This is a genomic window from Pseudorhodobacter sp. E13 (assembly GCF_003991405.1).
Taxonomy (GTDB): domain Bacteria; phylum Pseudomonadota; class Alphaproteobacteria; order Rhodobacterales; family Rhodobacteraceae; genus Pseudorhodobacter.
Genome location: NZ_RPEN01000143.1, coordinates 25,723 through 49,666, shown reverse-complemented (window position 1 = coordinate 49,666; position 23,944 = coordinate 25,723). Strand labels below are relative to the sequence as shown.

The window sequence follows — 23,944 nt, the reverse complement described above, 5'->3', positions numbered from 1 at the left end:
CATCTGCTCGTCCGTCAGCCAGAATAGATTGCTCATGATCACCCCCGTAGCTAGGGGCCTTGAATCACGCAGCGACGGCAGCCTCAAGCAAATCAATGGGTCCTGACCCTAACAACCGGTAAATTTTATCCGCAATATCAAGCAATTTCAACATATTACCAAACATTCCGCGCGCGATTCCGCAGCGCATCCTGGCCACATCACCGCCCCCCCTGATCGTCCTTGCGCCCCACCCCCAACAGGCCTACCCTTCCCCCACACAGGGGCCAGCCCCTGCTGCCCACCGGGTTACAGCCCCTTGAGCGATTAACCGCCCCGGCAACCGCCCGGCGGTCCTCCGGCTCGAAAGATCACCCCATGTCCAAAGAGAAGAACAAAGGCAATAAAGAAGCCAAGAAGCCAAAGAAAGAGGCCCCCAAAGTGCTGGCCACCGCCAACTCCAACGCGGGCAAGGACAGCACCACCATCGCGGGGAAAAAGATCAAGTAGCGGGCTTGCGAAGGCCGGGGGCCCGCCCCGGCCTTGCCCGCGAAACGTGACGCAGGGGCGCGATAATTCCCTTTGACAACAGCCCCCCGCGCCAGCCATGAACCCAAGGATAACGCGTATCCCTGAGGCGAGTATGGTGCAAAGATTGACCGGGTTTGATGTGGTGAAGGCGGTGGCCATCATCTTCGTCGTGATCGGCCATGTCTGGCGCGGGCTGAACTCTGCCGGGATGATCCCCGACACCCAGCTTTTCGCCCGCATCGACAGCGCGATTTACCTGTTTCACATGCCGGTGTTTTTCTTTCTGTCGGGGCTGTTTTTCTCGGCCCGCCGCCCGCTGCCGGATTTTCTGCGCAACCGGGCGTTGCTGCTTCTCTGGCCGATGATCCTTTGGGGCTGGATTGATGCGGGACTGAAAACGCTTGCGGGGGTGCCGATCAAGGGGCAGGTGCTTTCATTGGCCGAGGTGGCCCTGTCGGTGCTGCCCCCGGTGGGGATTTTCTGGTTTCTTTACACGCTGTTTATCCTGCATGTGATCGCATGGGGGCTGATGCGCCTGCCCCGCTCTGTGATGCTGGTCGCCATGGCCGCCCTTGCGGTTGCCGCGCGGGCGGGCTGGATCAATGTCGCCCCGTTTGACAGCCTGTGGAATACCGTGATCTATCTGCCGCCCTTCTTTGCCGGGATCGCTTTTGCGATGCTGGCGGGGCCGGGGGCCTTGCTGCGGCAATTCTGGGTGCTGCCGGCGGCGGCTGCCTTCTTGCTGGGGCAGGCCCTGCTTTTCGCGCCGGATCTGCCGGGGCGGTCCACGCTGGCGATGGGGCTGGCCATGCTGGGATTCATCGCCTTTTTCGCCAATCTGCCTTTGGGCCAGACAGCCCGCCGCTGGCTGGAAAGGCTGGGCCAGCAAACCATGCCGATTTACCTGACCCATGTGATCTTTTCCGCCGCCACCCGGATCGTGCTGCGGCACGCCGGGGTGGAGACACTCTGGCCGCATCTGCTGCTTGGCACGCTGGCGGGGCTGGCGGGGCCTGCGCTGCTGATCTGGGCGGCGCGGCGCGCAGGCGTCTCGCGCCTTATCGGGTTTGAACCGCCCGCAGGGACCGCAGGCGGCCGCGCAAAGGCCGCTTGACCCGCCGCCGCCTTTCGCCTTTGGTGCGGGCATCCCCGTTGTCAGAAAGGCCAAACATGACCCCAGAAACCCTGCGCTACGCGGCCCTTATGCTTGCGGCGGGCATCGGCATCCCGGTTCTGGCTGCTTTGAACGCGCAGCTTGGTGCGCGGATCGGCAGCCCCTCGGCGGCTGCGATGATCTTGTTTGTGGTAGCCTTCCTTGCCGCCACGCTTACCACGGCGGTCATGGGTGGGTTTTCGGCGCTTCCCTCTGCCCCGGCCCAGCCGAAACATTTGTTTCTGGCCGGGCTTTGCGTGGCATTCTACGTCATCTCCATCACCACGGTCGCACCGAAATTCGGCGTCGGCAATGCGGTGTTTTTCGTGCTGATCGGGCAGATGGTCGCGGCAGGCCTGATCGACCATTTCGGGCTGTTCGGCGCGCGCGTCAAACCGATGACATGGCCGCGCGGCGCAGGCATCGCGCTGATGATGGCCGGGGTCGCGCTGATCCAGCTTAGTTCAAGGCCAGCCCCGTGATCGAGGCGCGGATGGCGGTTTTCGTATCATCCGAATCCGCCGAGACGGCAAGCCCGACCAATGCGCCCGCCTGCCCGCCAAAGGCACGCTTGTAATCGGCGGCAAGGTTCACGCTTTCGGAAAACTTCCCCGTGCCCGCCGCGCGCAGCAAAATCGTCTTGCCCCGGTTGCCAAGGTAAGGGCTGGACAGCGCCGTCCCGCGCCCGCGATTATCGCCCCAGACGTAAACCAGAACCCGCGCCGATTGGCTGGTCAGCAGCTTGCGCACATCGGCCTTTGCCCCCAAGGCTTTCGCCTCGGCCTCGGGCAAGAACACGAAGTAAAGCGAGGCGTTGCGGTCATCGCCGCCCTTTTTCGCCAGATCGGTGGCAGGCACGGATTGGCTGACCGACCACGACCATTTCGCTGATTTCGCGCCCCACAGCGCCTCTTTCACGCGGGTATAGGCAAGCGAGACAGACCCATCAGACGCGATCGACATCGCATTGCCCTGAAACCCGTATTTATTGGATGAAAACAGTGAAAAGCGCTGGGTGGTCCAGCTTTTGTCAAAGGCCACGCTTTCGGCATGGGCGGCGGGGGCAAGCGTGGCCGCGATCAGGGCGGCGAACAAAGCGGAACGGGACATGGGACCTCACAAACTGGTTTCCCCCTGCCTAGCATCATTAGGCTGTAACCGGGCACACAACTGCTTGAACGCGGCGTGAGCGGTCAGCGCACCACCTGCCCCGCCTCAAGCCGCACAACGCGGTCCATCCGCGCGGCCAGTTCCATGTTATGCGTCGCGATCAGCGCCGAAAGCCCGGTTTCGCGCACCAGATCCATCAGCGCGCCAAAGACCTGATCGGAGGTCGCAGGGTCAAGGTTGCCCGTCGGTTCATCCGCCAACAGCAGGCGCGGGCCATTGGCCAGCGCGCGGCAAAAGGCGACGCGTTGCTGCTCCCCCCCCGAAAGGGCGGCGGGGCGGTGATCGGCGCGGTGCCCCACGCCCACCTTATCCAGCAAAGCGCGGGCGCGCGCCTCGGCCGTTTTACGGCCTGTGCCATTGGCAAGCTGCGGCAGGGTGATGTTTTCCAGCGCCGAAAACTCGGGCAGCAGGTGGTGGAACTGATAGATGAAGCCCACATCGCGCCGCCGCGCCTCGGTCCGGGCGCGGTCGGACAGGCCCGCCATATCCACACCGCCCAGCCGCATCTGCCCGGCATCGGCGCTGTCCAGCAGGCCCGCGATATGCAGCAAGGTGGATTTGCCCGCACCGGACGGGGCCACCAGCGCCACAACTTCGCCCTTGGCCACCGACAGGGACGCGCCGCGCAGCACTTGCACCTCGGCGGGTTTGCCCTTGTTATAGGCCTTGGTCACGCCTTCCAGCGACAGCATCACCTCACTCATAGCGCAGCGCCTCTACCGGGTTCATCCGGGCGGCACGGCGCGCGGGAAAGATGGTGACGATGAACGACAACCCAAGCGACAGAATGACAGCCGACATCACATCGCCCAATTGCAGCTTGGCGGGCAGCGCGTAAATCCCCCGGATCGACGGGTCCCAAACCCCGCCACCCGCCACATAATTCACAAAGCTGAAAATCGGGTCGATATAGATCGCGAACAGGCAACCCAAAGCCACGCCCAGCGCCGTGCCGATGATGCCCGTAAACGCGCCGCAGATGAAAAACACCCGCAAGATGGACCCTTCTGTCAGCCCCATGGTGCGCAAGATGCCGATATCGCGGCCCTTGTTCTTGACCAGCATGATCAGGCCAGACACGATATTCATCGCCGCAATCAGCACCAGCACCGACATGATGACAAACATCACATTGTCCTCAATTTCCAAGGCGCGCAGAAACCCGCCAGAACTGTCGCGCCATGTCCAGACATTGGCGTATTGGCCCCCCGCTTTCATCAGGTCCAGCGCGATGCTGTCCACCTCCTCTGGCTTGGTCACCATCACCTCGATTTCATCGGCGAGGCCCTCGCGGTTGAAATAGTCCTGCGCGGCGGCCAGTGGCATGTAAACCCGTGTGCGATCAATGTCATAGCGGCCAGCGGTAAAGACATAGACAACCTCATAGGCCGATACGCGCGGGCTGGTGCCAAAGGCGGTTTTCACGCCGTTGGGGGAAATCAGCCGGATACGGTCGCCCACCGTCACGCCCAATTCCCGCGCCACACCCGACCCGATCGCGATACCTTCATCATAGCGGGTCAGGTCGCCGTAAGCATCCGCCCCTTCGCCCACGCGCGGGATGGACCGCACATCCGCGCCTCGCATCCCGAACACTTCAACGCCGGAACTGCGGTCGCCCGCATTGGCCATGACCTGCGCGCGCACCATCGGCGCGGCACGGGTGACGAAAGGCACGCGCACCACCTCATTGGCAATCTCGTCATAGTTTTCAAAGCTGCGGATGGTGCGGCCATCGGCGGCTTGGTGTTGGGCGGCATAAATCGTCACATGGGCATTGGCGCCCAAAATCGTATCGACAAATTCCGCGCGAAAGCCTGCCCGCACCGACAGCGTCGCAATCAGCGCAAACACCGCCAGAGTGATGCCGATCAGGCTGATCCATGTCATCACCGACACACCGCCTTCGGCCCGCTTGGCCCGCAAATAGCGCCAGGCGATCATCCATTCAAACGGCGCAAACGGGGGGGTGCTCACGGGTGTTGCTCCTCGGGGGTTCTTGGCGGCGTAATTTGGCGCGGAACCTGCGGGAAATGCGGGCAGAGGTCAAGCCACGCCTGCGTCAACGGGCAGGCTTGCGGGAAAGCCGCCGATGGGCTTTGCTGCGGGGGCAAGGTGGCGGGTTGGGTATTGGTGATGAAGCTGTTGATTTTAGGCGGTTACGGCGTGTTCGGCGGGCGCTTGGCACAGCTTTTGGCCGATATGCCGAATTTGGATATCCTGATCGCCGGGCGCAACCTTGCAGCCGCCAAAGCCTTTTGCGACCGCTGGACGGGGGCCGCACGGCTGCGCCCGGTTCGGGCCGAACGGGACGCAATTGCAGCCCTGCTGGCCGCCGAGGCCCCCGATCTGATCGTCGATGCCTCTGGCCCGTTTCAGGATTACGGGCCGAACCCCTATGGCGTGGTCGAGGCGGCGATTGCCCATGGTGTCAGCTACCTCGATTTCGCGGATGGGTCGGATTTCGTGCAAGGCATTGCCCGCTTTGACGCCGCAGCCCGCGACAAGGGCCTTTTCGTGCTGTCAGGTGTCAGCAGCTTTCCGGTGCTGACAGCCGCCGTGCTGGCCGAGATGGCGCAAACCATGACGATTGCAGATGTGCGGGGCGGCATTGCGCCCTCCCCCTATGCGGGCGTGGGCATGAATGTGATGCGCGCCGTGCTGGGCTATGCGGGCCAGCCCGTGCGCCTGCGCCGCAAAGGGGCAGACAGCACCGGGATCGGGCTGGGCGAAAGTCTGCGCTATACCGTGGCGGTGCCCGGCGCACTGCCCCTGCGCAACATCCGGTTTTCCTTGGTTGATGTGCCCGATCTGCGGCTGATCCCGGCGCTTATGCCTTCGGTGCAAAGCCTGTGGATGGGGGCAGGCCCGGTGCCCGAGGTTTTGCACCGCATGCTCAACCTTCTGGCCCGCGCCCGTTCCGCGCTGCATCTGCCCAACCTCGCCCCTCTGGCCCCGCTTTGCTACCGCGTGCTGAACGCCTGCACCTTTGGCGAGCATCGCGGCGGCATGTTTCTGGAAGCGGCGGGCGCGGCCAATGGCAAGCCCGTCACCCGTAGCTGGCATTTGCTGGCCGAAGCCGATGACGGCCCGCTGATCCCGTCGATGGCGATAGAGGCGATCATCCGCAAGCTGCACGCGGGCGCGGCCCCTGCCCCCGGTGCCCGCAGCGCGGTGGGCGCGTTGACGCTGGCCGATTACGACGCCTTGTTCGCAAAGCGCCGCATCCGCACCGGCTGGCGCGAAGATAGCGCGGCAGGCCCGCTTTATCCCCGCCTGCTGGGCGCGGCCTTTGAGGCCCTGCCCCCCTTGGTGCAAGCCTTGCACCGCCCCGGCCCCCGCAGCCAATGGGCAGGCCGCGCACAGGTGACACGCGGCAAGGGCCTGTTGCCCCGCGTGGTGGCCGCACTGTTCGGCTTTCCGCGTGCCGGTGCCGATGTGCCGGTGACAGTGACCTTTGCCACCGATGCCAAAGGCGTGGAAACATGGGAACGCAATTTCGGCGGGCGCGTCATGCGGTCCACGCAACGGCTGGGCCAAGCCCGCAACACCCATCTGATGGACGAACGGTTTGGCCCCCTGCGCTTTGGTCTGGCGCTGGTTCAGGACGGCGACCGCCTGCGCCTGATCCCGCGCCGCTGGTCTTTCCTCGGCCTGCCGCTGCCCAGCGCTTTGATGCCGCGCGGCAACAGCCATGAGCGGCAAGAGGAGGATCGCTTTTGCTTTCACGTCGAGATTGACCTGCCGCTGATCGGCAATGTCGTTTGCTATGACGGCTGGTTGCGCCGCGCAGAATAGCGCCGGAATGGCCAGAGCATCAGGCCAAGCACGCCCGCCACCACGGCCCAACCGCCCAGAAACCCAAGCCCTGCCGCCACGCCGCCCTCAACACTCAGCGGGACGGCGGGGCGAAAATCGGCCCAAGTGGCGCGGAACGTCTCGGGGTCGGCAAGGCGCTGCGGCATCACCATCCGTTCCATCGGGGTGGCAAGGCGCAGAAAGGTCAGGTCTTTGGTCAACCGCTCTTGCCGGGTAAAGGCGTTTTGCATATCGGCGCGGCGCGCGGCCAGAAAGCCTGTGCCCTGCAACTGCGCCAAAGCCTCATCGCGGGTCAGGCCATTCGCCCCGGCGCTGCGGTCAAAATCGCTGACAATCGCCGTCAGCGCATCCACTTGCCCGGCCAAGCGCTGCATATATTGCTGTGAAAACTCAGGGTATTGCGAACAAGCCGCCGCCCCCGCCACGCCGCCCGCCAGCGCCAGAACCTTGCCGATCATTGCTGCCTCTCATGTCTCCGCCGGTCTGCGCAGGCTGGCAAAAAACGCGTCGAAATCCGACCACCAGACTGCCCGATCTTGCCATTCAGCGTCGCGCAAATCCTCTGATCTGTCAAAGTCGAAAAAGCCAACGCGCGGGGCGCCGCCGGTCCGGTAATCCAGAAACAGCGTTTCACGATACCATTGCGCCAGCGCGATCATGCGATCCGCGCCCGCGGGGAACATTTCGGGCTGTGTCTGTGGGTCGGCGTAATCTTCAATACTGGATTGCAAGCTGCGCACAAAGCGCAAGGGCGACAGATCATCATAGCCGGAAAACGGGGTGATCCAATCTTCCTCGGCGCTGGGGTTTGGCACGCGCGGGCTGACCAAGCCCCCCACAGGCCCACCGTTCTGGCGCAGATAAAGCGCGCGCAACGGCTGCGGCAAAACAACCCCGAGCCGCGCCTCTGCCTCGGTGATCTGCGCCTCGGTCAGAAAGGCCAAAGCAGGGTCCGGGACGGAATTGGCGGTATTGCTGTAGTGATGACCCGTGAAAAAGCTGGTCTCGGTTACGGCGGCAAATGCCTGCGGGGCGGCGGGTTCTGCTGCCGCCTGCGCCACGGGGCCTTGCGCCTCCAGCAAGGCCAAGCCCGCCCCGCCGCACAGCACCACAATCGCAACGCCCCAAAGCGCCAGCGCATCGACAGACCCAAAGGCCGCCGGGGCAGCAAGGCCCGTCATTGCGCCAAACCCCCGGCCCAGCAGGTAAAGCAACACCACCAGCAACACCTGCACCAGAGCCGTCGACCATTGCGCGCGCAAGGCAGGCAGCAACGCCCCCGCCTGCAAAGCCGCGCGCCACGCCCGCCAACGCCCCAGCGCAAAACTAAGCGTAAAAATCACCGACAAAGGCGCGATGACCACGGGTGATCGTGCGGCAGCGCCAAAGCCGACCCCGGCCAAAACCAGAACCAGCCCCAGAAAAATCCGCATTCCCACCCGCATGGTTTCGACCTTTGGTCAGAGGCCCGCGTAAATCTGGCCAATCCGGGCCACGGCATCCTCGGCGGTCATTTCTTCGGAAACGCCGCTGCGGCGGCTGGTCAGTTCCACCACGCCGTTTTTCAAGCCGCGCGGCCCCACGGTGATGCGCCATGGCAAGCCGATCAGGTCCATCGTGGCAAACTTGGCCCCGGCCCGGTCATCCCGGTCGTCATACAGCGGGTCAAGCCCGGCCAGTTGCAGCGCCTTGTAGATGGCCTCACAGGCCGCATCCGTATCGGCATCGCCTTGTTTCAGGTTCACAATCCCGCAATGGAACGGGGTGACACCTTCGGGCCAGATGATGCCCTTGTCGTCATGGCTGGCCTCGATGATCGCGCCCAGCAGGCGCGACACGCCAATGCCATGGCTGCCCATCTGCACCGGAACCTTGCTGCCATCGGGGGTGACAACCGTGGCCCCCATCGCCTCGGAATATTTGGTGCCGAAGAAGAAAATCTGCCCCACCTCGATGCCCCGCGCGGATTTGCGGCGCGCTTCGGGGATGGCGTTGAAGGCGGCTTCGTCATGGGTTTCATCGGTGCGCGCGTAAAGCGAGGTAAACTCCTCCATCACGGCTTGGCACTGGGCCTTGTCGTCATAGTCGATGTCGCGTGCGCCAAGGCGGATATCGGTCACGGCGCTGTCATAGAACACTTCGGATTCGCCGGTTTCGGCCAGAACGAGGAATTCATGCGTATCATCGCCGCCGATGGGGCCGGAATCCGCGCGCATCGGAATGGCCTGCAACCCCATGCGTTCATAGGTGCGCAGATAGCTGACCAGATGGCGGTTATAGGCGTGCAGCGCGTCTTCTTTGGTCAAATCGAAGTTATAGCCGTCTTTCATCAGGAACTCGCGCCCCCGCATCACGCCGAAACGCGGGCGCATCTCATCGCGGAATTTCCACTGGATGTGATACAGCGTCAGCGGCAGGTCTTTGTAGCTGCCGACATGGGCGCGGAAGATGTCGGTGATCATTTCCTCATTCGTGGGGCCGTAAAGCATATCCCGGCCCTGACGATCCTTGATGCGCAGCATTTCCTGCCCGTAATCATCATAGCGACCGGATTCGCGCCACAGATCGGCAGGCTGCAAGGTGGGCATCAACAACGGGATATGGCCCGCGCGCACCTGTTCTTCATGCACGATCTGTTCGATCCGTTTCAAAACCTTATAGCCCAGCGGCAACCACGAATAGATGCCCGCCGCCTGCTGCTTGATCATGCCCGCGCGCAACATGTAGCGATGGCTGACGATCTGCGCCTCGGCCGGGTTTTCTTTCAGAACGGGAAGGAAGTAGCGCGTCAACCGCATGGGGGCACCTTTGGACAAGAGGATTTGCGCTGTGGTTTAGGCAAATCCACGCCTGCAAGCAAGGGCGCGCCGATTTTTCAACGAAAAATCAGAATTATCGTCGAAAAATCGTAAGCCCCCGAAAACCGAAGCCCTTGAATTGCCGGGACTGATGGGCAATGTGTCTAGGGCAACGATTGGGGGCCGCATGGCATTGCCGGTAAAACAACAACTGACCTATTGGGGCATCGCGGCGGTGGTCTTTCTGGCGCTGCTGTGGTCCTTGGGGCAGGTTCTGGCACCGTTTCTGGTGGGCGGGGCAATTGCCTATTTCCTCGATCCGGTGGCCGACAGGCTGGAACGCTGGGGCCTGAGCCGGGTCGCCGCGACCACGGTGATATCGCTTTCGGCGCTTTTGATCGCGGTTTTGCTGGTGCTGGCCGTGATCCCGTCCCTCGCCGCGCAGCTCAGCGGGCTGGTCGAGGCGACGCCCAAGATTTTCGCCCGCCTGCAAGCCTTTCTGACCGAGCGTTTCCCCGACTTGCTGGATGAAAACAGCGTGATCCGCCAGTCGATCCTGTCCGTGGGGGACAGTTTGAAAGACTGGGGCACGCAGGCCGCCAAAACGCTGTTCACCAGCGCGCTGGGGGTATTGAACGCGATCCTGTTTCTGGTCGTGGTGCCGGTGGTGGCGTTTTACCTGCTGCTGGACTGGGACAAGATGGTGGCGCGGGTCGATGCCTTGTTGCCGCGCGATCATGCCCCGGTGGTGCGTGATCTGGCCCGCCGGATTGATGGCGTGCTGGCCGCCTTTGTGCGTGGGCAGATCAGCGTTTGCATCGTGCTGGGTGTGTTTTACTCGGCCGCGCTGATGCTTGCAGGACTTGATTTCGGCCTGCTGGTCGGCGCGATTGCCGGGGCGATCACGTTTATCCCCTATGTCGGGGCGTTGGTGGGTGGCGCTTTGGCCATCGGCCTTGCGCTGTTTCAATTCTGGGGCGACTGGGTGTCTATCGGGATTGTCGCGGGTATCTTTGCCTTGGGCCAATTTCTGGAAGGCAATGTCATCACGCCGCGCCTTGTCGGCAATTCGGTCGGGCTGCACCCGGTCTGGCTGCTGTTTGCGCTGTCGGCTTTCGGGTCTGCCTTTGGCTTTGTCGGCATGCTGGTGGCCGTGCCGGTGGCCGCAGCGCTTGGCGTTCTGACCCGCTTCGCGATTGAGCGGTATCAGGAAAGCCTGCTGTATCGCGGTCTGTCGCGGGCCGAGGCCGAGGCAAAGGCAGAGCAAAGCGCGCAGGACGCATCGTGACCCGCCAACTTGCGTTTGATCTGCCCTTGCGCACCGCGCTGGGGCGCGAGGACTTTTTCGTCTCGGCCACCAATGCGCAGGCCTTGGCCGCGCTGGATGGCTGGCGCGACTGGCCGCGCGGCAAGATGCTGCTGATTGGCCCGCCCGGATCGGGGAAAACCCATCTGGCCCATGTCTGGGCCGAAATGACAGGGGCTGGAATGGCCCCCGCCGCCACCCTTGCCGGGGCCGATCTGGCAGCACTTGCCGCCCTGCCCGCGCTGGTGGTCGAAGATTGCACCGACCTTGCCCACAGCCCCGCCGGACAAGAGGCATTGTTTCACCTGCATAACATGCTGGCCGCCCATCACGCCCCCTTGCTGCTGACAGCCAGCAGCCCGGTGCGCGACTGGGGCCTGACCCTGCCCGACCTTGCCAGCCGCATGCAGGCCGCCGCCATCACCCGGCTGGACCCGCCGGATGATGCGCTGCTGTCTGCGGTGCTGATCAAGCTGTTTTCCGATCGTCAGATCAGCGTCAACCCGGCGCTGGTCGCCTATCTTCTGCCCCGGATGGAGCGCAGCTTTGATGCCGCCCGCGCGCTGGTGGCCCGTCTGGACGCCGAAGCCTTGGCGCGGGGCTGTGCCGTGACGCGCAGCCTTGCCGCAAGCCTGCTGGACAATGACTGAACAACGGGCGACAACTGTCATATAGGCTTCACATTTTACCCCGATAAGCGCTGATATGACCCAGGCAGATTTCCTCAAATCCCCCTTCCCCCCGGCCATCAAACTGACCGGGGCCGATATCACCGGCCCCCGCCGCTTTTTCAACCGAGAGCTTAGCTGGCTGGCCTTCAACTGGCGCGTGCTGGATGAGGCGTCAAACCCTGCGGTGCCCTTGCTGGAACGGCTGCGCTTTCTGTCGATCTCGGCCACCAATCTGGATGAATTCTATACCGTCCGCGTGGCGGGCCTGCGCGCGCTGAAACGTGGCGGCAAAACTGCCGTTTCCGAAGATGGGCGCACGGCGGCAGAACAGCTTGTGCTGATCAATGATGATGCCCGCCGCCTGTTGCAGACCCAGCAAGCGGTGTTCAACAAGCTGAAAAAGGAAATGGATGCGACGGGCATCACCATCGTCAACCGCTCCAAGCTGACAACGCGGGATCTGAAACATCTGGAAGATCACTTCGTCAACAAGGTGTTCCCGGTGCTGTCACCGCTGGCGATTGACCCGGCGCATCCCTTCCCCTTCATCCCCAACACCGGCTTTTGCCTTGCGCTGGAACTGGAACGCGCCAGCGACCGCCGCGCGCTGCAAGCGCTGCTGCCCATCCCGCAGCAAATCGCGCGCTTTGTCGCCTTGCCCGCCAAGGACGGCGAACACCGCTTTTTGCCGCTGGAAGAGTTGTTGCTGCTGCATCTGGGCATGTTGTTCCCCGGCTATGCCGACCGGGGCCATTGCACCTTCCGCGTGCTGCGCGACAGCGATCTGGAGGTAGAGGACGAGGCCGAAGACCTTGTGCGCGAATTTGAAACTGCGCTGAAACGGCGGCGGCGCGGCGAGGTGATCCGCCTGAAAATCAGCGCAGGCGCCCCCGAAGACCTGCGCGCCCTGATCATGGAGGAACTCCACGTCACCAATGATGATGTGGTAGAGGTGCGCGGCCTGCTGGGCGTGGCCGACCTCAAGGAACTGGTGCTGGACAGCCGCAAAGACCTGCAATGGCCCAAATTCACCCCCCGCGTGCCGGAACGGGTGCAGGACCATGAAGGCGATATGTTCGCCGCCATCCGGCAAAAGGACATGCTGCTGCACCACCCCTATGAAACCTTTGACATGGTGATCCGGTTTCTGGAACAGGCCGCGCGCGATCCCAATGTGCTGGCGATCAAGCAAACGCTTTACCGCACCAGCCATGAAAGCCCCGTGGTCAGCGCGTTGTGCGAAGCCGCCGAGGCTGGCAAATCGGTGACGGCGCTGGTGGAGTTGAAAGCCCGCTTTGACGAGGCCGCCAATATCCGCCAGTCCCGGCGGCTGGAACGCGCGGGCGCGCATGTGGTTTATGGTTTCATGACCCTGAAAACCCACGCAAAAATCAGCACTGTCGTGCGGCGCGAAGGCGATAACCTTGTCACCTATACCCATTACGGCACCGGCAATTACCACCCGATCACCGCGCGGATTTACACCGATCTGTCCTTTTTCACCTGCGATGCCGCCCTTGGCCGCGATGCGACAAAGGTGTTCAACTACCTGTCGGGTTATGTGCAACCCGAAGGGCTGGAGAATCTTGCCATTGCCCCCAGCGGCATGAAACCGCGCCTGCTGGACCTTATCGCCGCCGAGGCAGATCACGCAAAGGCAGGCCGCCCGGCGGAAATCTGGGTCAAGATCAACTCGCTTGTCGAACCCGATATCATCGACGCGCTTTATGCCGCATCAGGCGCGGGCGTGAAAATCAGCCTGATCGTGCGCGGCATCTGCGCCCTGCGCCCCGGCATCAAAGGCCTGAGCGAGAATATCCGCGTCAAATCCATCGTCGGGCGGTTTTTGGAACATTCGCGCATCGTCTGCTTTGGCAATGGCCACGGGCTGCCATCAAAAAAGGCGCGGGTGTTCTTTTCCTCGGCCGATTGGATGGGGCGCAACCTGTCGCGCCGGGTCGAAACCCTGATCGAGGCGAATAACCCCACGGTCAAGGCGCAGATCGTCAGCCAGATCATGGCCGCCAATATGGCGGATGAGGCGCAAAGCTGGTTGCTGGCCCCGAATGGCGAATATACCCGCACGCTGGATGCATCGGACGGGCAGCTTTTCAGTTGCCACCGCTTTTTCATGGAAAACCCGTCGCTGTCCGGTCGCGGATCGGCGGGGGCCAAGGATGTGCCAAAACTGACCCATAGTCGCGACGAAACAACCGCTTGATCCCCCCTGCTTTTCGTTGACCTTGGCGCTGCAACGCGGCAAGGTCCACACGCAGCAACGCGAGAAATCCCATGGCCGAAAAAAAGAAATCCAATGCCACGACCCAAATGGCAGAGGAAGGCGGCCCCTTTGGCCGATCGCTGCTGGATGACCCTTCGGTGCGCGCGCTCAGCCGGGTTGGCGTGGTCGATGTCGGCTCCAACTCGGTTCGGATGGTGGTGTTTGATGGTGCGGCGCGGTCGCCTGCCTATTTCTACAACGAAAAGCTGATGGCGGGCCTTGGCCGGGGCTTGGCCGAAACCGGAATGTTGAACCCCGAAGGCAAGACCCGCGCGCTGATCGCCTTGAAACGCTTTGCGATTCTGGCCAAGGGGATGGGCATTTCCCCCCTGACCTGCGTGGCCACCGCTGCCGTGCGCGATGCCAGTGACGGCCCCGCCTTTGCCGCACAGGTAGAGGCGGAAACCGGGCTGAAACTTTGGGTGATCGACGGCGAGGAGGAAGCCCGGCTATCCGCGCAAGGCGTGCTGCTGGGCTGGCCCGAGGCGAAGGGCATCGTTTGCGATATCGGCGGCAACTCCATGGAACTTGCGCGCATCGCGGGGGGCAAGGTGGGCAAGCGCGCCACCTCTCCGCTGGGGCCGTTCCGGCTGCAACAGGTTGAAGGGGGTGTGGAAAAGCGCAAGGCCCTGATCGACCGCGTGCTGAAAAAGCTGAAAGCCAAGATCGAGCCGGATAATGACCGGATTTACCTTGTCGGTGGGTCGTGGCGCGTGATCGCGCGTCTGGACATGGAACGCCGTAACTACCCGCTGACGGTTCTGCACGAATACCGCATGACGCCTGAATCCGTGCTTGATACGATTGACTGGATCGCCGCCAATGACCCGGCGGTCTTGCGCGCGCGCACCGGAACCGGGGCCGAACGCATGGCGCTGGTGCCCTTGGCCTGCGAGGTGCTGCGCGAATTGATCCGCATCTTCAAGCCCAAGGAAATCGACGTTTCCTCTTACGGCATCCGCGAGGGGCTGCTTTATGAACAGATGCACGAAAAGCTGCGCGCCCGCGACCCGCTGATCGAAGCCGCCCGCGCGACCGAGATCACCTCGGCCCGCCTGCCGGGCTTTGGCAAAAAGCTTTTCGCCTTCCTGCTGCCGATCTTCAAATCCGCCACGCCCGAGGAAATGCGCCTGATCAAGGCCGCCTGCCTGCTGCATGATACGACATGGCGCGCGCATCCCGATTACCGCGCCGAAGTCTGTTTCGACAACGCCACCCGCGCCAATCTGGGCGGGCTGGACCATCCGGGCCGGGTGTTTCTGGGGCTGGCGCTGTTGCACCGCTACAAAAACAGTCGGGCGGGGTCGCGGCTGGAACCCCTGTTCCGCCTGCTGACCGAAGAACAGATGCAAAAGGCCGAGGTTCTGGGCAAGGCCATGCGCTTTGGCGCGATGTTTGCCGCCAGCGGCCCCGAGGATGCGGGCAGCCTTGCGTGGAACCCGCGCAAAAAGCTGCTGGAACTGACGCTGACGTCTTTGGGCAAGGACCTGTTCGGCGAGGTGTCGCAATCGCGCTTCAAATCCCTTGCCGCGGCGCTGCGCGCGACCCCGGTGGTCAAGGAAGGGGCCGAAAATGCTGAGGCTTGACCATCTGGCGATTTCCGCCAGCCCTTTGGAACAAGTGGTAGAGGCGGTCGAAGCCGCGCTTGGCACCCGTCTGGCCCCCGGTGGCCAGCACGCCTTGATGAGCACGCATAACAAGCTGCTGGGCCTTGGCGATATCTATCTGGAGGTGATCGCGATTGATCCCGATGCCCCCACCCCGGCGCATCCGCGCTGGTTCGATCTGGATCATTTTTCGGGCCGCCCGCGCCTGACCAACTGGATCGTCGCTTGCGATGATCTGGATGCAGCGCTTGCGGGCCTGCCCCCCGGCGTGGGCGTGCCCCATGACCTTGCCCGCGGCGATCTGCGCTGGCGCATGGCCGTGCCTGCCGATGGCAAGCTGCCTTTTCGCAACGCCCACCCGGCCCTGATCCAATGGCAAGGGGCGGCGCATCCGGCGCAGCGCCTGCCCGATGCCGGTGTGCGGCTGGAGCTGCTGGAAATCGCCACGCCCGACGCTGAAGCCCTTGCCGATACGCTGCGCGGCCGCTTTGCCGACCCGCGCGTGCAGATCATCTCCGGCCCGGGCGTTGAACTGCGCGCCCGTTTCAGCACCCCGCACGGGCCGCGTGTGATCGAATGATCCGCCCCGCGACCCCGGCCGATAGCCCGGCCCTGCTGGAAATATGGAACCCGATCATACGCGACACCGCAGTCACCTTCAATTCGGTGGAAAAAACCGCCGCCGATGTGGCGCAAATGATCGCGGATAAAGCCGCCGCAGGCCACGGATTTCTGGTGGCCGAACAGGACGGGCGCGTGCAAGGCTTTGCCAGCTATGGACAATTTCGCGCAGGTATCGGCTATGCCCACACGATGGAACACACCATCGTGCTTGGCCCGCAGGCGCGGGGGCGCGGGCTTGGCCGCGCGCTGATGACCGCGATCGAAGATCACGCCCGCGCCGGTGGTGCCCATTCCATTTTCGCAGGTGTCAGCGCCGAAAACCCCGATGGCCGCCGCTTTCACCTTGCCATGGGCTATGCCGAAATCGCCACCCTGCCCGCCGTCGGCCACAAATTTGGCCGCTGGATAGACCTTCACCTGTTGCAGAAAATCCTGACCTGACAGGCCCCGCCCTACGGAGTATGCTGCCCCCATGTCGATCTGGACCCGCATCAATGACGCTTTGGCCGCCCTTGCCGCAGGCGAAGGGCTTTCGGCCATTCTGGATCGGCTGACCGGCTCGCGCATGGCCTCTCCCGAACGCTCGGTCGGGTTTACCATCGCCATCATCGCGCTGGGGGCGAAAATGGCCAAAGCCGATGGGCAAGTGACCCGCAATGAGGTGGCCGCCTTTCGCCGCCTGTTCACCATCGCCCCGGAAGAAGAGGCCAACGCCGCCCGCGTCTTTAACCTTGCGCGGCAGGATGTGGCGGGGTTTGACGCCTATGCCCGCAAGATCGCCGCCATGTTCCCCGATGAGGGACGGCAAACGCTGATCGACCTGATGGAAGGCTTGTTTTCCATCGCCATGGCAGATGGTGAATACCACCCCAACGAAGATGCGTTTCTGGCCGAGGTGGCACGGATTTTCGGGCTGGGGGAGCCATGCTTTCGCAGCCTGCGCGCGCGCTATGTCGAAGGCGCGCCGCGTGACCCCTATGATGTGCTGGGTGTGCCCCCCGGTGCCAGCCTTGACGAGGTGCGCAGCGCCTGGAAACAAGCCGTGCGCGACAGCCACCCCGACCGCTTGATCGCGCGCGGCGTCCCGCCCGAGGCGGTGGAACTCGCCAGTCGCCGGATGATCGACATCAACGCCGCCTGGGAAGAGATCAATGGCAAACGCGCAGCCTGACCCGCCGCGCGGCCTGCGGCTGGCGACCTATAATGTCGAATGGTTCAATGGCTTGTTTGATGATGAAGGGCGGCTGCTGGAAGATAACGAAGGCTCTGCCCGCTACAAGATCAGCCGCGCTGAACAACTGACAGCCTTGGGCATCGTGTTCACCGCGATGGATGCCGACGGGGTGATGATTATCGAGGCCCCGGATACCGGGTCGCGGCGGTCCACCACCCGCGCGCTGGAAAATTTTGCGCGGAAATATGACCTGCGGGCGCGACGCGCGGTGATGGGCTTTGTCAGCGAGACAGAGCAGGAAATCGCCTTTCTCTATGATCCTGACCGGCTGTCGGCGATGCATATGCCGCTGGGCGCGCCGCCGCTGCATGCCGACCCCAATGCCGTGCCCCGCTTTGACGGGGTATTCTGGCATGACCTAAATTTCGATGCCCACCCCGAGCGGATCAGTTTTTCCAAACCACCGCTGGAACTGGCGGTGACAGATCTGGCCTCGGGCCGCGCGCTGCGGCTGATTGGGGTGCATGCCAAATCCAAGGCCCCACACGGCGCGCGCAAACCCGCCGAAGTGTTCCGCATCGCAATCGAAAACCGCCGCAAGCAATTGGCGCAATGCCAATGGCTGCGCGCGCGGGTCGAAGAACATCTGACCGCAGGCGACAGCCTGATCGTGATGGGCGATTTCAACGACGGCCCCGGCCTTGATGAATATGAAAAGCTGTTCGGCAAATCGGGGATCGAGATTGTGATGGGAACCGAAAGCGCGCCCGAATTGCAGATGATGGACCCACATGCCCAGATGGTTCTGGCCAGCAAACTGGCGGCTGGCCCCACCTCGGCCCGGTTTTATGACACCGCCAAGAAACGCTATTTTGAGGCGCTGCTGGATTTCATCCTGCTGTCGCCCGATCTGGCGCAACTGGCCCCGCATTGGCGGATCTGGCACCCGATGGATGACCCGGCCTGCCTTGCCATCCCGGAACTGCACGATGCGCTGCTGACGGCGTCGGACCATTTTCCGGTGACGGTGGACCTGCCCGGAATGGCAAAGGCGCGGGTGGGGGGCTAGACAAGCGCCCCCTGCGCGCCCATATCTGAAGGATGAAACAGGGTCTGACCATTTTGCTGCTGGTTCTGGCGTTGCAAGCGCCGGTTCCGGCTGTGGCGCAAAGCGAACCCGATGGCAAAGCCGAAGGGCTGAGCCTGATGGAACGCGGCATGAAGCTGCTTTTCGATGAGTTGATGAAAGACATGGAGCCAGCCTTGGGCGAAATGGCCGAGGCCATGAAAGAGCTGGAACCGATGGCGCGCGAATTGGCGCGGATGATCGGCGATGTGCGCAACTATGACGCGCCGGAGCAATTGCCCAATGGTGATATCATCATCCGCCGCAAACCCGGCGCGCCGCCACCGCCGAGCCTGCCGGAGGCCACACCGCCCGAAGGCGCAGTGCCAGACGGCCAGATCGAGCTTTAGCCCGGCAAGAAGAAGGGGGCGCTCGCGCCCCCTCGGGGCTTTGCCCCTCACCCCCTGAGGATATTTTTGAATAGATGATGGCAGGTGGCTTTTCGGGAGGGCTGGCGCAGGTGTTGCGTGTTTCCCTTGCCGCTTGCAGCCGCACCTATCGCGTTGAAATCTTTGGTTTCAGGCCGCGATAGGTAAGGGGTGTGACCTGCGAAAGGCCCTAGGCCCGCGCCTCGCGGATCAGGCGCAGGATGTCCTTGGCGGCCTCGGGGATATTGGTGCCGGGGCCGAAAATGGCTTTGACACCTGCATCATAGAGGAACTGGTAATCCTGCTGCGGGATGACGCCGCCGCAGATCACCAGAATATCGCCTGCCCCTGCCGCCTTCAGCGCGGCCACCAGTTTCGGCGCAAGGGTTTTATGGCCAGCCGCCTGAGAGGAGATGCCGATGATATGCACATCATTGTCGATGGCATCCTGCGCCGCTTCCTCGGGCGTCTGGAACAAGGGGCCGACATCGACGTCAAAACCGATATCGGCAAAGGCGGTAGCGATGACCTTGGCACCCCGGTCATGGCCATCCTGCCCCATCTTGACCACCAGCATACGCGGGCGGCGGCCTTCGGCGGCGGCGAAATCCTCGACATCTTTCTGGATCGCGGCAAAGCCTGCATCACCTTCATAGGCGGCCCCGTAGACACCGGCGAGGGTTTTGACTTCCGCGCGGTGGCGGCCAAAGGTCTTTTCCATTGCCATGCTGATTTCTCCGACTGAGGCGCGGGCACGGGCGGCATCTACCGCCGCTTCCAACAGGTTCCCACCTTCCGCCGCGCGGCGGGTGAGTTCGTTCAGCGCCGCATCACAGGCGGCCTGGTCCCGCGTGCTGCGCATTTTGTTCAGACGCGCGATCTGGCTTTCGCGCACGGCGACATTGTCGATATCCAGAATGTCGATCGGGTCTTGCTTGGCCAGTTTGTATTTGTTGACCCCGACGATCACCTCTTCGCCCCGGTCGATCATGGCTTGGCGGCGGGCGGCGGATTCTTCGATCCGCAGCTTGGGCATGCCGGTCGCGACCGCTTTGGTCATGCCGCCCATCTCCTCCACTTCCTCGATCAGCTTCCACGCTTCTTCGGCCAGTTGCGCCGTCAGGCTTTCGACGTAATAGCTGCCGGCCAGCGGGTCGACGACCTTTGTGACCCCGGTTTCTTCTTGCAAGATCAACTGCGTATTGCGGGCAATCCGGGCCGAGAATTCGGTTGGCAGGGCAATCGCCTCATCCAGCGCGTTGGTGTGCAGGGATTGGGTGCCACCAAGGGCCGCCGCCATCGCCTCATAGGCGGTGCGGACGACGTTGTTATAGGGGTCTTGTTCCTGCAAGGACACACCGCTTGTTTGGCAATGGGTGCGCAGCATCAGGCTGCCCGGTTTCTTTGCACCAAACTCGGTCATAATGCGGTGCCAGAGCAGGCGGGCGGCGCGCAGTTTTGCCGCCTCCATGAAGAAATTCATGCCGATGGCAAAGAAGAATGACAAACGCCCCGCAAAGGCATCCACATCCATGCCGCGCGCAATCGCGGTGCGCACATATTCGCGCCCGTCGGCCAGCGTGAAGGCCAGTTCCTGCACAAGGTTCGCGCCCGCCTCTTGCATGTGATAGCCGGAAATAGAGATGGAGTTGAATTTCGGCATTTCGGCAGAGGTATATTCGATGATATCCGCGATGATCCGCATCGAGGGTTCGGGCGGATAAACATAGGTGTTGCGCACCATGAATTCCTTGAGGATGTCATTCTGAATGGTGCCAGACAGGGCCGCGCGGTCAACGCCTTGTTCCTCTCCGGTCACGATGAAATTGGCAAGGATCGGGATCACCGCACCATTCATCGTCATCGACACGCTGATCTTGTCCAGCGGGATGCCATCGAACAGCAGCTTCATATCCTCGACACTGTCAATCGCCACACCGGCCTTGCCAACATCGCCCTCAACCCGTGGGTGGTCGCTGTCATAGCCGCGATGGGTGGCCAGATCGAAAGCAACGGAAACACCTTGCTGACCTGCGGCCAGAGCCTTGCGGTAAAAGGCGTTGGATTCTTCGGCGGTGGAAAAGCCCGCATATTGCCGGATGGTCCAAGGGCGGCCCGCATACATCGTCGCCCGCACCCCGCGCGTAAAAGGCCCCACCCCCGGCACACCGCCCATATGCGGCAGGCCCGCGACATCGGCTTGCGTATACAGCGGCTTGACCTTGATGCCTTCCAGCGTGTCCCATGTCAGGGTTGCCGGATCGCGGCCCTTCAGCTCTTTTGCCGCCAACTCGCCCCAGGTTTTGATTGCATCCGTCATGGCTTTTTCCTTCACTTTGGTCAAAGGGTGCGGCCTTTGACGATCTTGCTTTGGTTTACGGCCAAGACACCCTATATCAGGTGAAAGGAGGCCGCATGAAACGACTTCAAATTCTTGTTCTGGCAGTATTTCTACCCTTCGCCGCCGCAGCCCAAGACAGCCCCGCGCTGCCCGTGCAGGATGCCCAAGGCGTAACGATGGCCGAGTTTCTGTGGCTCAAGCGCCCGGTAGTGGTGTTTGCCGACAGCCCGAATGATCCGTCTTTTGCCACCCAGTTGGAATATCTGGCCGAGCAGCCGCAGGCTTTGGCCGAACGCGATGTCGTGGTGATCGTCGATACCAACCCGGCGGGCAAATCCTTTTTCCGGCAAAAGCTGCGGCCCCGCGGCTTTTCGCTGGTGCTGATGGACAAGGATGGCGAGGTTGAAATCCGCAAACCCCGCCCTTGGGATGTGCGCGAAATTACCCGCGCCATCGACAAATTCCCGCTGGCCCGGCAGGAGTTGCTGGAACGGTTCCCAAGCGGGCGGTAAGTCCCTTCCCCGGCAAAACCGGCGCGCCGCGCGCGGGATCTTGGGGAAAGGGCTGCCACCTTATTCAAACTCCATGATGACTTCATCCACCTTCAGGCTGGCGCCCGCAGCGGCCTTGATGGCTTTGACCTTGCCTTTCTTTTCGGCGCGCAGGATGTTTTCCATCTTCATCGCCTCAACCGTGGCAAGGGCTTGGCCTTCCTGCACCTCGTCGCCTTCCGCCACGTTGATCTTCACCACCAGCCCCGGCATCGGACACAACAGGAATTTCGACGTATCAGGTGCCACTTTTTCCAGCATCAGGCCCGCCAGTTCGGCCTGACGCGGGGTGCGCACATGGCAGATGAAATCCGCGCCGCGCAACCGCAGGCGAAAGCCCGAGGGCACCTTGCCGACCTTCATCACCAAAGGCGCGCCGTCCACCGTCAGCCGCGCCAAGGGCTGCCCCGGTGTCCAGTCGCTTTCCACCCGCATTTCGGCCCCATCGGCAAAGCGCACCGTGGACCCGGCGCGATCGGCGGCAATCGTCACCTCATGCGCTTCGCCCTGCAAGGCCACGTTCCAGACGGTGCCAACCTTGCGTTCGTGGTTGTCCATCGTGCCAGTGATCCGGGTGCGGCGAATTTCGGCCACGCGGTTCATCGCCGCCGCAGCCGCCACCACCCGCCGCGCAAGCGTTGCATCCAGCGTGACACCGGCGAAGCCTTCGGGATATTCTTCGGCGATAAAGGCGGTGGTAATGTTCCCCGACACAAAGCGCGGGTGGTCCATCACGGCCGAACAGAACGGCAGGTTATGGCCGATCCCCTCCACCTCGAACGTGTCCAGCGCCAGCCGCATTTCCTCAATCGCATCGGCGCGGGTTGGCCCCCAAGTGCACAGCTTGGCGATCATCGGGTCATAGAACATGCTGATCTCGCCGCCTTCAAACACACCGGTATCATTGCGCACAATGCCGCCACCGCTGGTCTTGCCTTCCACTGGCGGGCGATAGCGGGTCAGACGACCGATCGAGGGCAGGAAGCCGCGATAGGGGTCTTCGGCGTAAAGCCGGCTTTCCATCGCCCAACCGTTGATCTTCAGGTCGGATTGCTTGAAGGGCAGCGGCTCTCCGTTCGCCACACGGATCATCTGTTCCACCAGATCAACCCCGGTGATCAGTTCTGTCACCGGATGTTCCACCTGCAAACGGGTGTTCATTTCCAGGAAATAGAAGTTGCGATTGCCATCAACGATGAATTCCACCGTCCCGGCCGATGTATAGCCCACCGCTTGCGCCAGCGCGCAGGCCTGCTCGCCCATCGCCTTGCGGGTTGCCTCATCCAGAAACGGGCTTGGCGCTTCCTCGATCACCTTTTGGTTCCGGCGCTGAATGGAACATTCGCGTTCATGCAGATAAACGCAATTGCCATGCTTGTCGGCCAATACCTGAATTTCGATATGGCGCGGCTGGGTCACGAATTTTTCGATGAAAATCCGATCATCGCCAAAGCTGTTCGCGGCTTCGTTCTTGGAGGATTCAAAGCCTTCCTTGACCTCCGCTTCGCTCCAGGCGATGCGCATCCCCTTGCCGCCGCCCCCCGCCGAGGCCTTGATCATGACCGGATAGCCGATTTCGCCACTGATTTTCACCGCTTCATCGGCATCCGCGATCAGGCCCATATAACCCGGCACGGTGGACACCCCGGCCTCCATCGCCAGTTTTTTCGAGGTGATCTTGTCACCCATCGCCTCAATCGCCGGGCTGGGCGGGCCGATGAACACCACGCCTTCCTTTTCCAGCGCGGCGGCGAAGTTCATGTTTTCACTCAGGAAACCATAGCCGGGATGCACGGCTTCGGCACCTGTCTTGCGAATGGCCTCCATGATCTTGTCAATCACGATATAGGATTGGTTGGCAGGGGCCGGGCCGATATGCACCGCCTCATCCGCCATACGCACATGCAGCGCATTGCGGTCGGCATCGGAATAGACCGCCACGGTTTTGATACCCATTGCGCGGGCCGATTTGATGACCCGGCAGGCAATCTCACCCCGGTTGGCGATAAGTATCTTTTTAAACATAGCAGCCCCTTTTCAGTAACGCCCTTGGCGCAAAATGCAAAAAGGCCACCCGGGGGAATGCCCCCGAATGGCCTTGTGTGTGGCAGTCACCGCGCGGGCGCGGTGCTGTTATCCCGGATGTGGTATCAGTAGCAGGCCGGCAGGCCCGGAACGCCGCAAGACACGCCACCAACCAACGCACCAACCAGCGCGCCTTTGGTTTTGCTGCCGCCGGTTGCATCGGCAATGACAGCGCCAGCAGCGGCACCGCCAATGGTGCGCACAGCGGCGTTATTGGTGGGCGAATTGGGGTTGCTGACGCAGCCCGACAAAGAAACAGCGGTGACAGCCGCCAGAAGGAGGGTGGTGATACGCATACTGCAAAGCCTCTTGCTCGTGTTTTTATTGACCATGAGTCTACGCCATTCGCGCGCAAAAGAA

General features: G+C 62.5%; 23 protein-coding genes. 14 read left to right on the top strand and 9 right to left on the bottom strand.

Annotated features, from left to right (window positions below):
• The first annotated feature begins 357 nt into the window (after positions 1-357).
• From EGN72_RS19565 to EGN72_RS03715, 3 genes are all read left to right on the top strand, one after another.
• Complete coding sequence (locus EGN72_RS19565; protein ID WP_255417414.1) at positions 358-489, top strand: hypothetical protein; 132 nt, start codon at positions 358-360, stop codon at positions 487-489.
• Positions 490-625: 136 nt separating this feature from the next.
• Positions 626-1,624: an acyltransferase family protein gene (locus EGN72_RS03720; protein WP_233587021.1), complete on the top strand. Its 999-nt coding sequence runs from the start codon at positions 626-628 to the stop codon at positions 1,622-1,624.
• A gap of 56 nt (positions 1,625-1,680) precedes the next feature.
• Positions 1,681-2,145, top strand: a complete 465-nt coding sequence (locus tag EGN72_RS03715; RefSeq protein ID WP_127045305.1) for a DMT family transporter — start codon at positions 1,681-1,683, stop codon at positions 2,143-2,145.
• Here the strand turns inward: EGN72_RS03715 and EGN72_RS03710 are convergent.
• From EGN72_RS03710 to EGN72_RS03700, 3 genes are all read right to left on the bottom strand, one after another.
• Complete coding sequence (locus tag EGN72_RS03710; protein ID WP_127045304.1) at positions 2,123-2,773, bottom strand: DUF3047 domain-containing protein; 651 nt, start codon at positions 2,771-2,773, stop codon at positions 2,123-2,125. The two genes, EGN72_RS03715 and EGN72_RS03710, sit on opposite strands and share 23 nt — an antisense overlap.
• Positions 2,774-2,856: 83 nt before the next feature.
• Positions 2,857-3,537: an ABC transporter ATP-binding protein gene (locus EGN72_RS03705; RefSeq protein ID WP_127045303.1), complete on the bottom strand. Its 681-nt coding sequence runs from the start codon at positions 3,535-3,537 to the stop codon at positions 2,857-2,859.
• Positions 3,530-4,777, bottom strand: coding sequence for a lipoprotein-releasing ABC transporter permease subunit (locus EGN72_RS03700; RefSeq protein WP_127045309.1), 1,248 nt, complete (start codon positions 4,775-4,777; stop codon positions 3,530-3,532). The genes EGN72_RS03705 and EGN72_RS03700 overlap by 8 nt, the downstream gene beginning before the upstream one ends.
• 192 nt (positions 4,778-4,969) lie before the next feature.
• Here EGN72_RS03700 and EGN72_RS03695 point away from each other — a divergent pair, with 192 nt between their 5' ends.
• Positions 4,970-6,631, top strand: a complete 1,662-nt coding sequence (locus EGN72_RS03695) for an SDR family oxidoreductase (RefSeq protein WP_127045302.1) — start codon at positions 4,970-4,972, stop codon at positions 6,629-6,631.
• Here EGN72_RS03695 and EGN72_RS03690 read toward each other — a convergent pair.
• From EGN72_RS03690 to proS, 3 genes are read right to left on the bottom strand one after another with little or no spacing between them, the layout of a single operon-like run.
• The gene (locus tag EGN72_RS03690) at positions 6,601-7,110 is read right to left on the bottom strand and encodes a DUF2937 family protein (RefSeq protein ID WP_127045301.1); all 510 of its coding nucleotides are present in this window, start codon (positions 7,108-7,110) and stop codon (positions 6,601-6,603) included. The genes EGN72_RS03695 and EGN72_RS03690 overlap by 31 nt on opposite strands.
• A gap of 9 nt (positions 7,111-7,119) precedes the next feature.
• A complete protein-coding gene (locus EGN72_RS03685) occupies positions 7,120-8,097 on the bottom strand; it encodes an SMI1/KNR4 family protein (protein ID WP_127045300.1) in 978 nt (325 codons plus the stop codon).
• 15 nt (positions 8,098-8,112) lie between these two features.
• Positions 8,113-9,450 carry a proline--tRNA ligase gene (gene proS, locus EGN72_RS03680; protein WP_127045299.1) on the bottom strand — a complete coding sequence of 446 codons (1,338 nt, stop codon included), beginning with the start codon at positions 9,448-9,450 and terminating at the stop codon, positions 8,113-8,115.
• 187 nt (positions 9,451-9,637) lie between these two features.
• On the opposite strand from proS, the gene EGN72_RS03675 reads away from it, so the two are divergent.
• The 9 genes from EGN72_RS03675 (at position 9,638) to EGN72_RS03635 (ending at position 18,589) form a co-directional block, all read left to right on the top strand.
• Complete coding sequence (locus tag EGN72_RS03675) at positions 9,638-10,738, top strand: AI-2E family transporter (RefSeq protein ID WP_127045298.1); 1,101 nt, start codon at positions 9,638-9,640, stop codon at positions 10,736-10,738.
• Positions 10,735-11,406: a DnaA ATPase domain-containing protein gene (locus EGN72_RS03670; protein ID WP_127045297.1), complete on the top strand. Its 672-nt coding sequence runs from the start codon at positions 10,735-10,737 to the stop codon at positions 11,404-11,406. The genes EGN72_RS03675 and EGN72_RS03670 overlap by 4 nt, the downstream gene beginning before the upstream one ends.
• Before the next feature lie 55 nt (positions 11,407-11,461).
• A complete protein-coding gene (locus EGN72_RS03665) occupies positions 11,462-13,648 on the top strand; it encodes an RNA degradosome polyphosphate kinase (RefSeq protein WP_127045296.1) in 2,187 nt (728 codons plus the stop codon).
• 71 nt (positions 13,649-13,719) lie between these two features.
• A complete protein-coding gene (locus EGN72_RS03660) occupies positions 13,720-15,294 on the top strand; it encodes a Ppx/GppA family phosphatase (protein ID WP_233587020.1) in 1,575 nt (524 codons plus the stop codon).
• Positions 15,281-15,895 (top strand): VOC family protein, encoded by a 615-nt coding sequence (locus EGN72_RS03655; protein ID WP_127045295.1) that lies wholly within the window; start codon positions 15,281-15,283, stop codon positions 15,893-15,895. The genes EGN72_RS03660 and EGN72_RS03655 overlap by 14 nt, the downstream gene beginning before the upstream one ends.
• On the top strand, positions 15,892-16,380 hold the full coding sequence (locus tag EGN72_RS03650) for a GNAT family N-acetyltransferase (protein WP_127045294.1): 489 nt from the start codon (positions 15,892-15,894) through the stop codon (positions 16,378-16,380). The genes EGN72_RS03655 and EGN72_RS03650 overlap by 4 nt, the downstream gene beginning before the upstream one ends.
• Positions 16,381-16,411: 31 nt before the next feature.
• Positions 16,412-17,110, top strand: coding sequence for a molecular chaperone DjiA (locus EGN72_RS03645; RefSeq protein WP_127045293.1), 699 nt, complete (start codon positions 16,412-16,414; stop codon positions 17,108-17,110).
• Complete coding sequence (locus EGN72_RS03640; protein ID WP_127045292.1) at positions 17,091-18,182, top strand: endonuclease/exonuclease/phosphatase family protein; 1,092 nt, start codon at positions 17,091-17,093, stop codon at positions 18,180-18,182. Before EGN72_RS03645 ends, EGN72_RS03640 begins: the two co-directional genes overlap by 20 nt.
• A gap of 32 nt (positions 18,183-18,214) precedes the next feature.
• Positions 18,215-18,589, top strand: a complete 375-nt coding sequence (locus EGN72_RS03635) for an AAA+ family ATPase (RefSeq protein WP_127045291.1) — start codon at positions 18,215-18,217, stop codon at positions 18,587-18,589.
• A gap of 208 nt (positions 18,590-18,797) precedes the next feature.
• Here the strand turns inward: EGN72_RS03635 and scpA are convergent, their stop codons facing one another.
• Positions 18,798-20,927, bottom strand: coding sequence for a methylmalonyl-CoA mutase (gene scpA / locus EGN72_RS03630; protein ID WP_127045290.1), 2,130 nt, complete (start codon positions 20,925-20,927; stop codon positions 18,798-18,800).
• A gap of 95 nt (positions 20,928-21,022) precedes the next feature.
• Between scpA and EGN72_RS03625 the strand changes: the two genes are divergently transcribed.
• Complete coding sequence (locus EGN72_RS03625; protein WP_127045289.1) at positions 21,023-21,460, top strand: DUF4174 domain-containing protein; 438 nt, start codon at positions 21,023-21,025, stop codon at positions 21,458-21,460.
• Between the two features lie 60 nt (positions 21,461-21,520).
• On the opposite strand, the gene EGN72_RS03620 is transcribed toward EGN72_RS03625, so the two are convergent.
• Together EGN72_RS03620 and EGN72_RS03615 are read right to left on the bottom strand one after the other, a co-directional pair.
• Positions 21,521-23,524 (bottom strand): acetyl/propionyl/methylcrotonyl-CoA carboxylase subunit alpha, encoded by a 2,004-nt coding sequence (locus EGN72_RS03620; protein WP_127045288.1) that lies wholly within the window; start codon positions 23,522-23,524, stop codon positions 21,521-21,523.
• Between the two features lie 125 nt (positions 23,525-23,649).
• The gene (locus tag EGN72_RS03615; protein ID WP_127045287.1) at positions 23,650-23,880 is read right to left on the bottom strand and encodes a hypothetical protein; all 231 of its coding nucleotides are present in this window, start codon (positions 23,878-23,880) and stop codon (positions 23,650-23,652) included.
• Positions 23,881-23,944 lie beyond the last annotated feature (64 nt).

Excerpts from the sequence above, each read along its gene's own strand:
- EGN72_RS03615 (WP_127045287.1), bottom strand. The coding sequence starts at position 23,880 with ATGCGTATCACCACCCTCCTTCTGGCGGCTGTCACCGCTGTTTCTTTG.
- EGN72_RS03700 (WP_127045309.1), bottom strand. The coding sequence starts at position 4,777 with ATGATCGCCTGGCGCTATTTGCGGGCCAAGCGGGCCGAAGGCGGTGTG.
- EGN72_RS03635 (WP_127045291.1), top strand. The coding sequence starts at position 18,215 with ATGAAACAGGGTCTGACCATTTTGCTGCTGGTTCTGGCGTTGCAAGCG.
- EGN72_RS03655 (WP_127045295.1), top strand. The coding sequence starts at position 15,281 with ATGCTGAGGCTTGACCATCTGGCGATTTCCGCCAGCCCTTTGGAACAA.
- EGN72_RS03640 (WP_127045292.1), top strand. The coding sequence starts at position 17,091 with ATGGCAAACGCGCAGCCTGACCCGCCGCGCGGCCTGCGGCTGGCGACC.
- EGN72_RS03675 (WP_127045298.1), top strand. The coding sequence starts at position 9,638 with ATGGCATTGCCGGTAAAACAACAACTGACCTATTGGGGCATCGCGGCG.
- EGN72_RS03645 (WP_127045293.1), top strand. The coding sequence starts at position 16,412 with ATGTCGATCTGGACCCGCATCAATGACGCTTTGGCCGCCCTTGCCGCA.
- EGN72_RS03715 (WP_127045305.1), top strand. The coding sequence starts at position 1,681 with ATGACCCCAGAAACCCTGCGCTACGCGGCCCTTATGCTTGCGGCGGGC.
- EGN72_RS03685 (WP_127045300.1), bottom strand. The coding sequence starts at position 8,097 with ATGCGGGTGGGAATGCGGATTTTTCTGGGGCTGGTTCTGGTTTTGGCC.
- EGN72_RS03705 (WP_127045303.1), bottom strand. The coding sequence starts at position 3,537 with ATGAGTGAGGTGATGCTGTCGCTGGAAGGCGTGACCAAGGCCTATAAC.
- EGN72_RS03690 (WP_127045301.1), bottom strand. The coding sequence starts at position 7,110 with ATGATCGGCAAGGTTCTGGCGCTGGCGGGCGGCGTGGCGGGGGCGGCG.
- EGN72_RS03625 (WP_127045289.1), top strand. The coding sequence starts at position 21,023 with ATGAAACGACTTCAAATTCTTGTTCTGGCAGTATTTCTACCCTTCGCC.
- EGN72_RS03620 (WP_127045288.1), bottom strand. The coding sequence starts at position 23,524 with ATGTTTAAAAAGATACTTATCGCCAACCGGGGTGAGATTGCCTGCCGG.
- EGN72_RS19565 (WP_255417414.1), top strand. The coding sequence starts at position 358 with ATGTCCAAAGAGAAGAACAAAGGCAATAAAGAAGCCAAGAAGCCAAAG.
- scpA (WP_127045290.1), bottom strand. The coding sequence starts at position 20,927 with ATGACGGATGCAATCAAAACCTGGGGCGAGTTGGCGGCAAAAGAGCTG.
- EGN72_RS03660 (WP_233587020.1), top strand. The coding sequence starts at position 13,720 with ATGGCCGAAAAAAAGAAATCCAATGCCACGACCCAAATGGCAGAGGAA.
- EGN72_RS03695 (WP_127045302.1), top strand. The coding sequence starts at position 4,970 with ATGAAGCTGTTGATTTTAGGCGGTTACGGCGTGTTCGGCGGGCGCTTG.
- proS (WP_127045299.1), bottom strand. The coding sequence starts at position 9,450 with ATGCGGTTGACGCGCTACTTCCTTCCCGTTCTGAAAGAAAACCCGGCC.
- EGN72_RS03710 (WP_127045304.1), bottom strand. The coding sequence starts at position 2,773 with ATGTCCCGTTCCGCTTTGTTCGCCGCCCTGATCGCGGCCACGCTTGCC.
- EGN72_RS03665 (WP_127045296.1), top strand. The coding sequence starts at position 11,462 with ATGACCCAGGCAGATTTCCTCAAATCCCCCTTCCCCCCGGCCATCAAA.
- EGN72_RS03650 (WP_127045294.1), top strand. The coding sequence starts at position 15,892 with ATGATCCGCCCCGCGACCCCGGCCGATAGCCCGGCCCTGCTGGAAATA.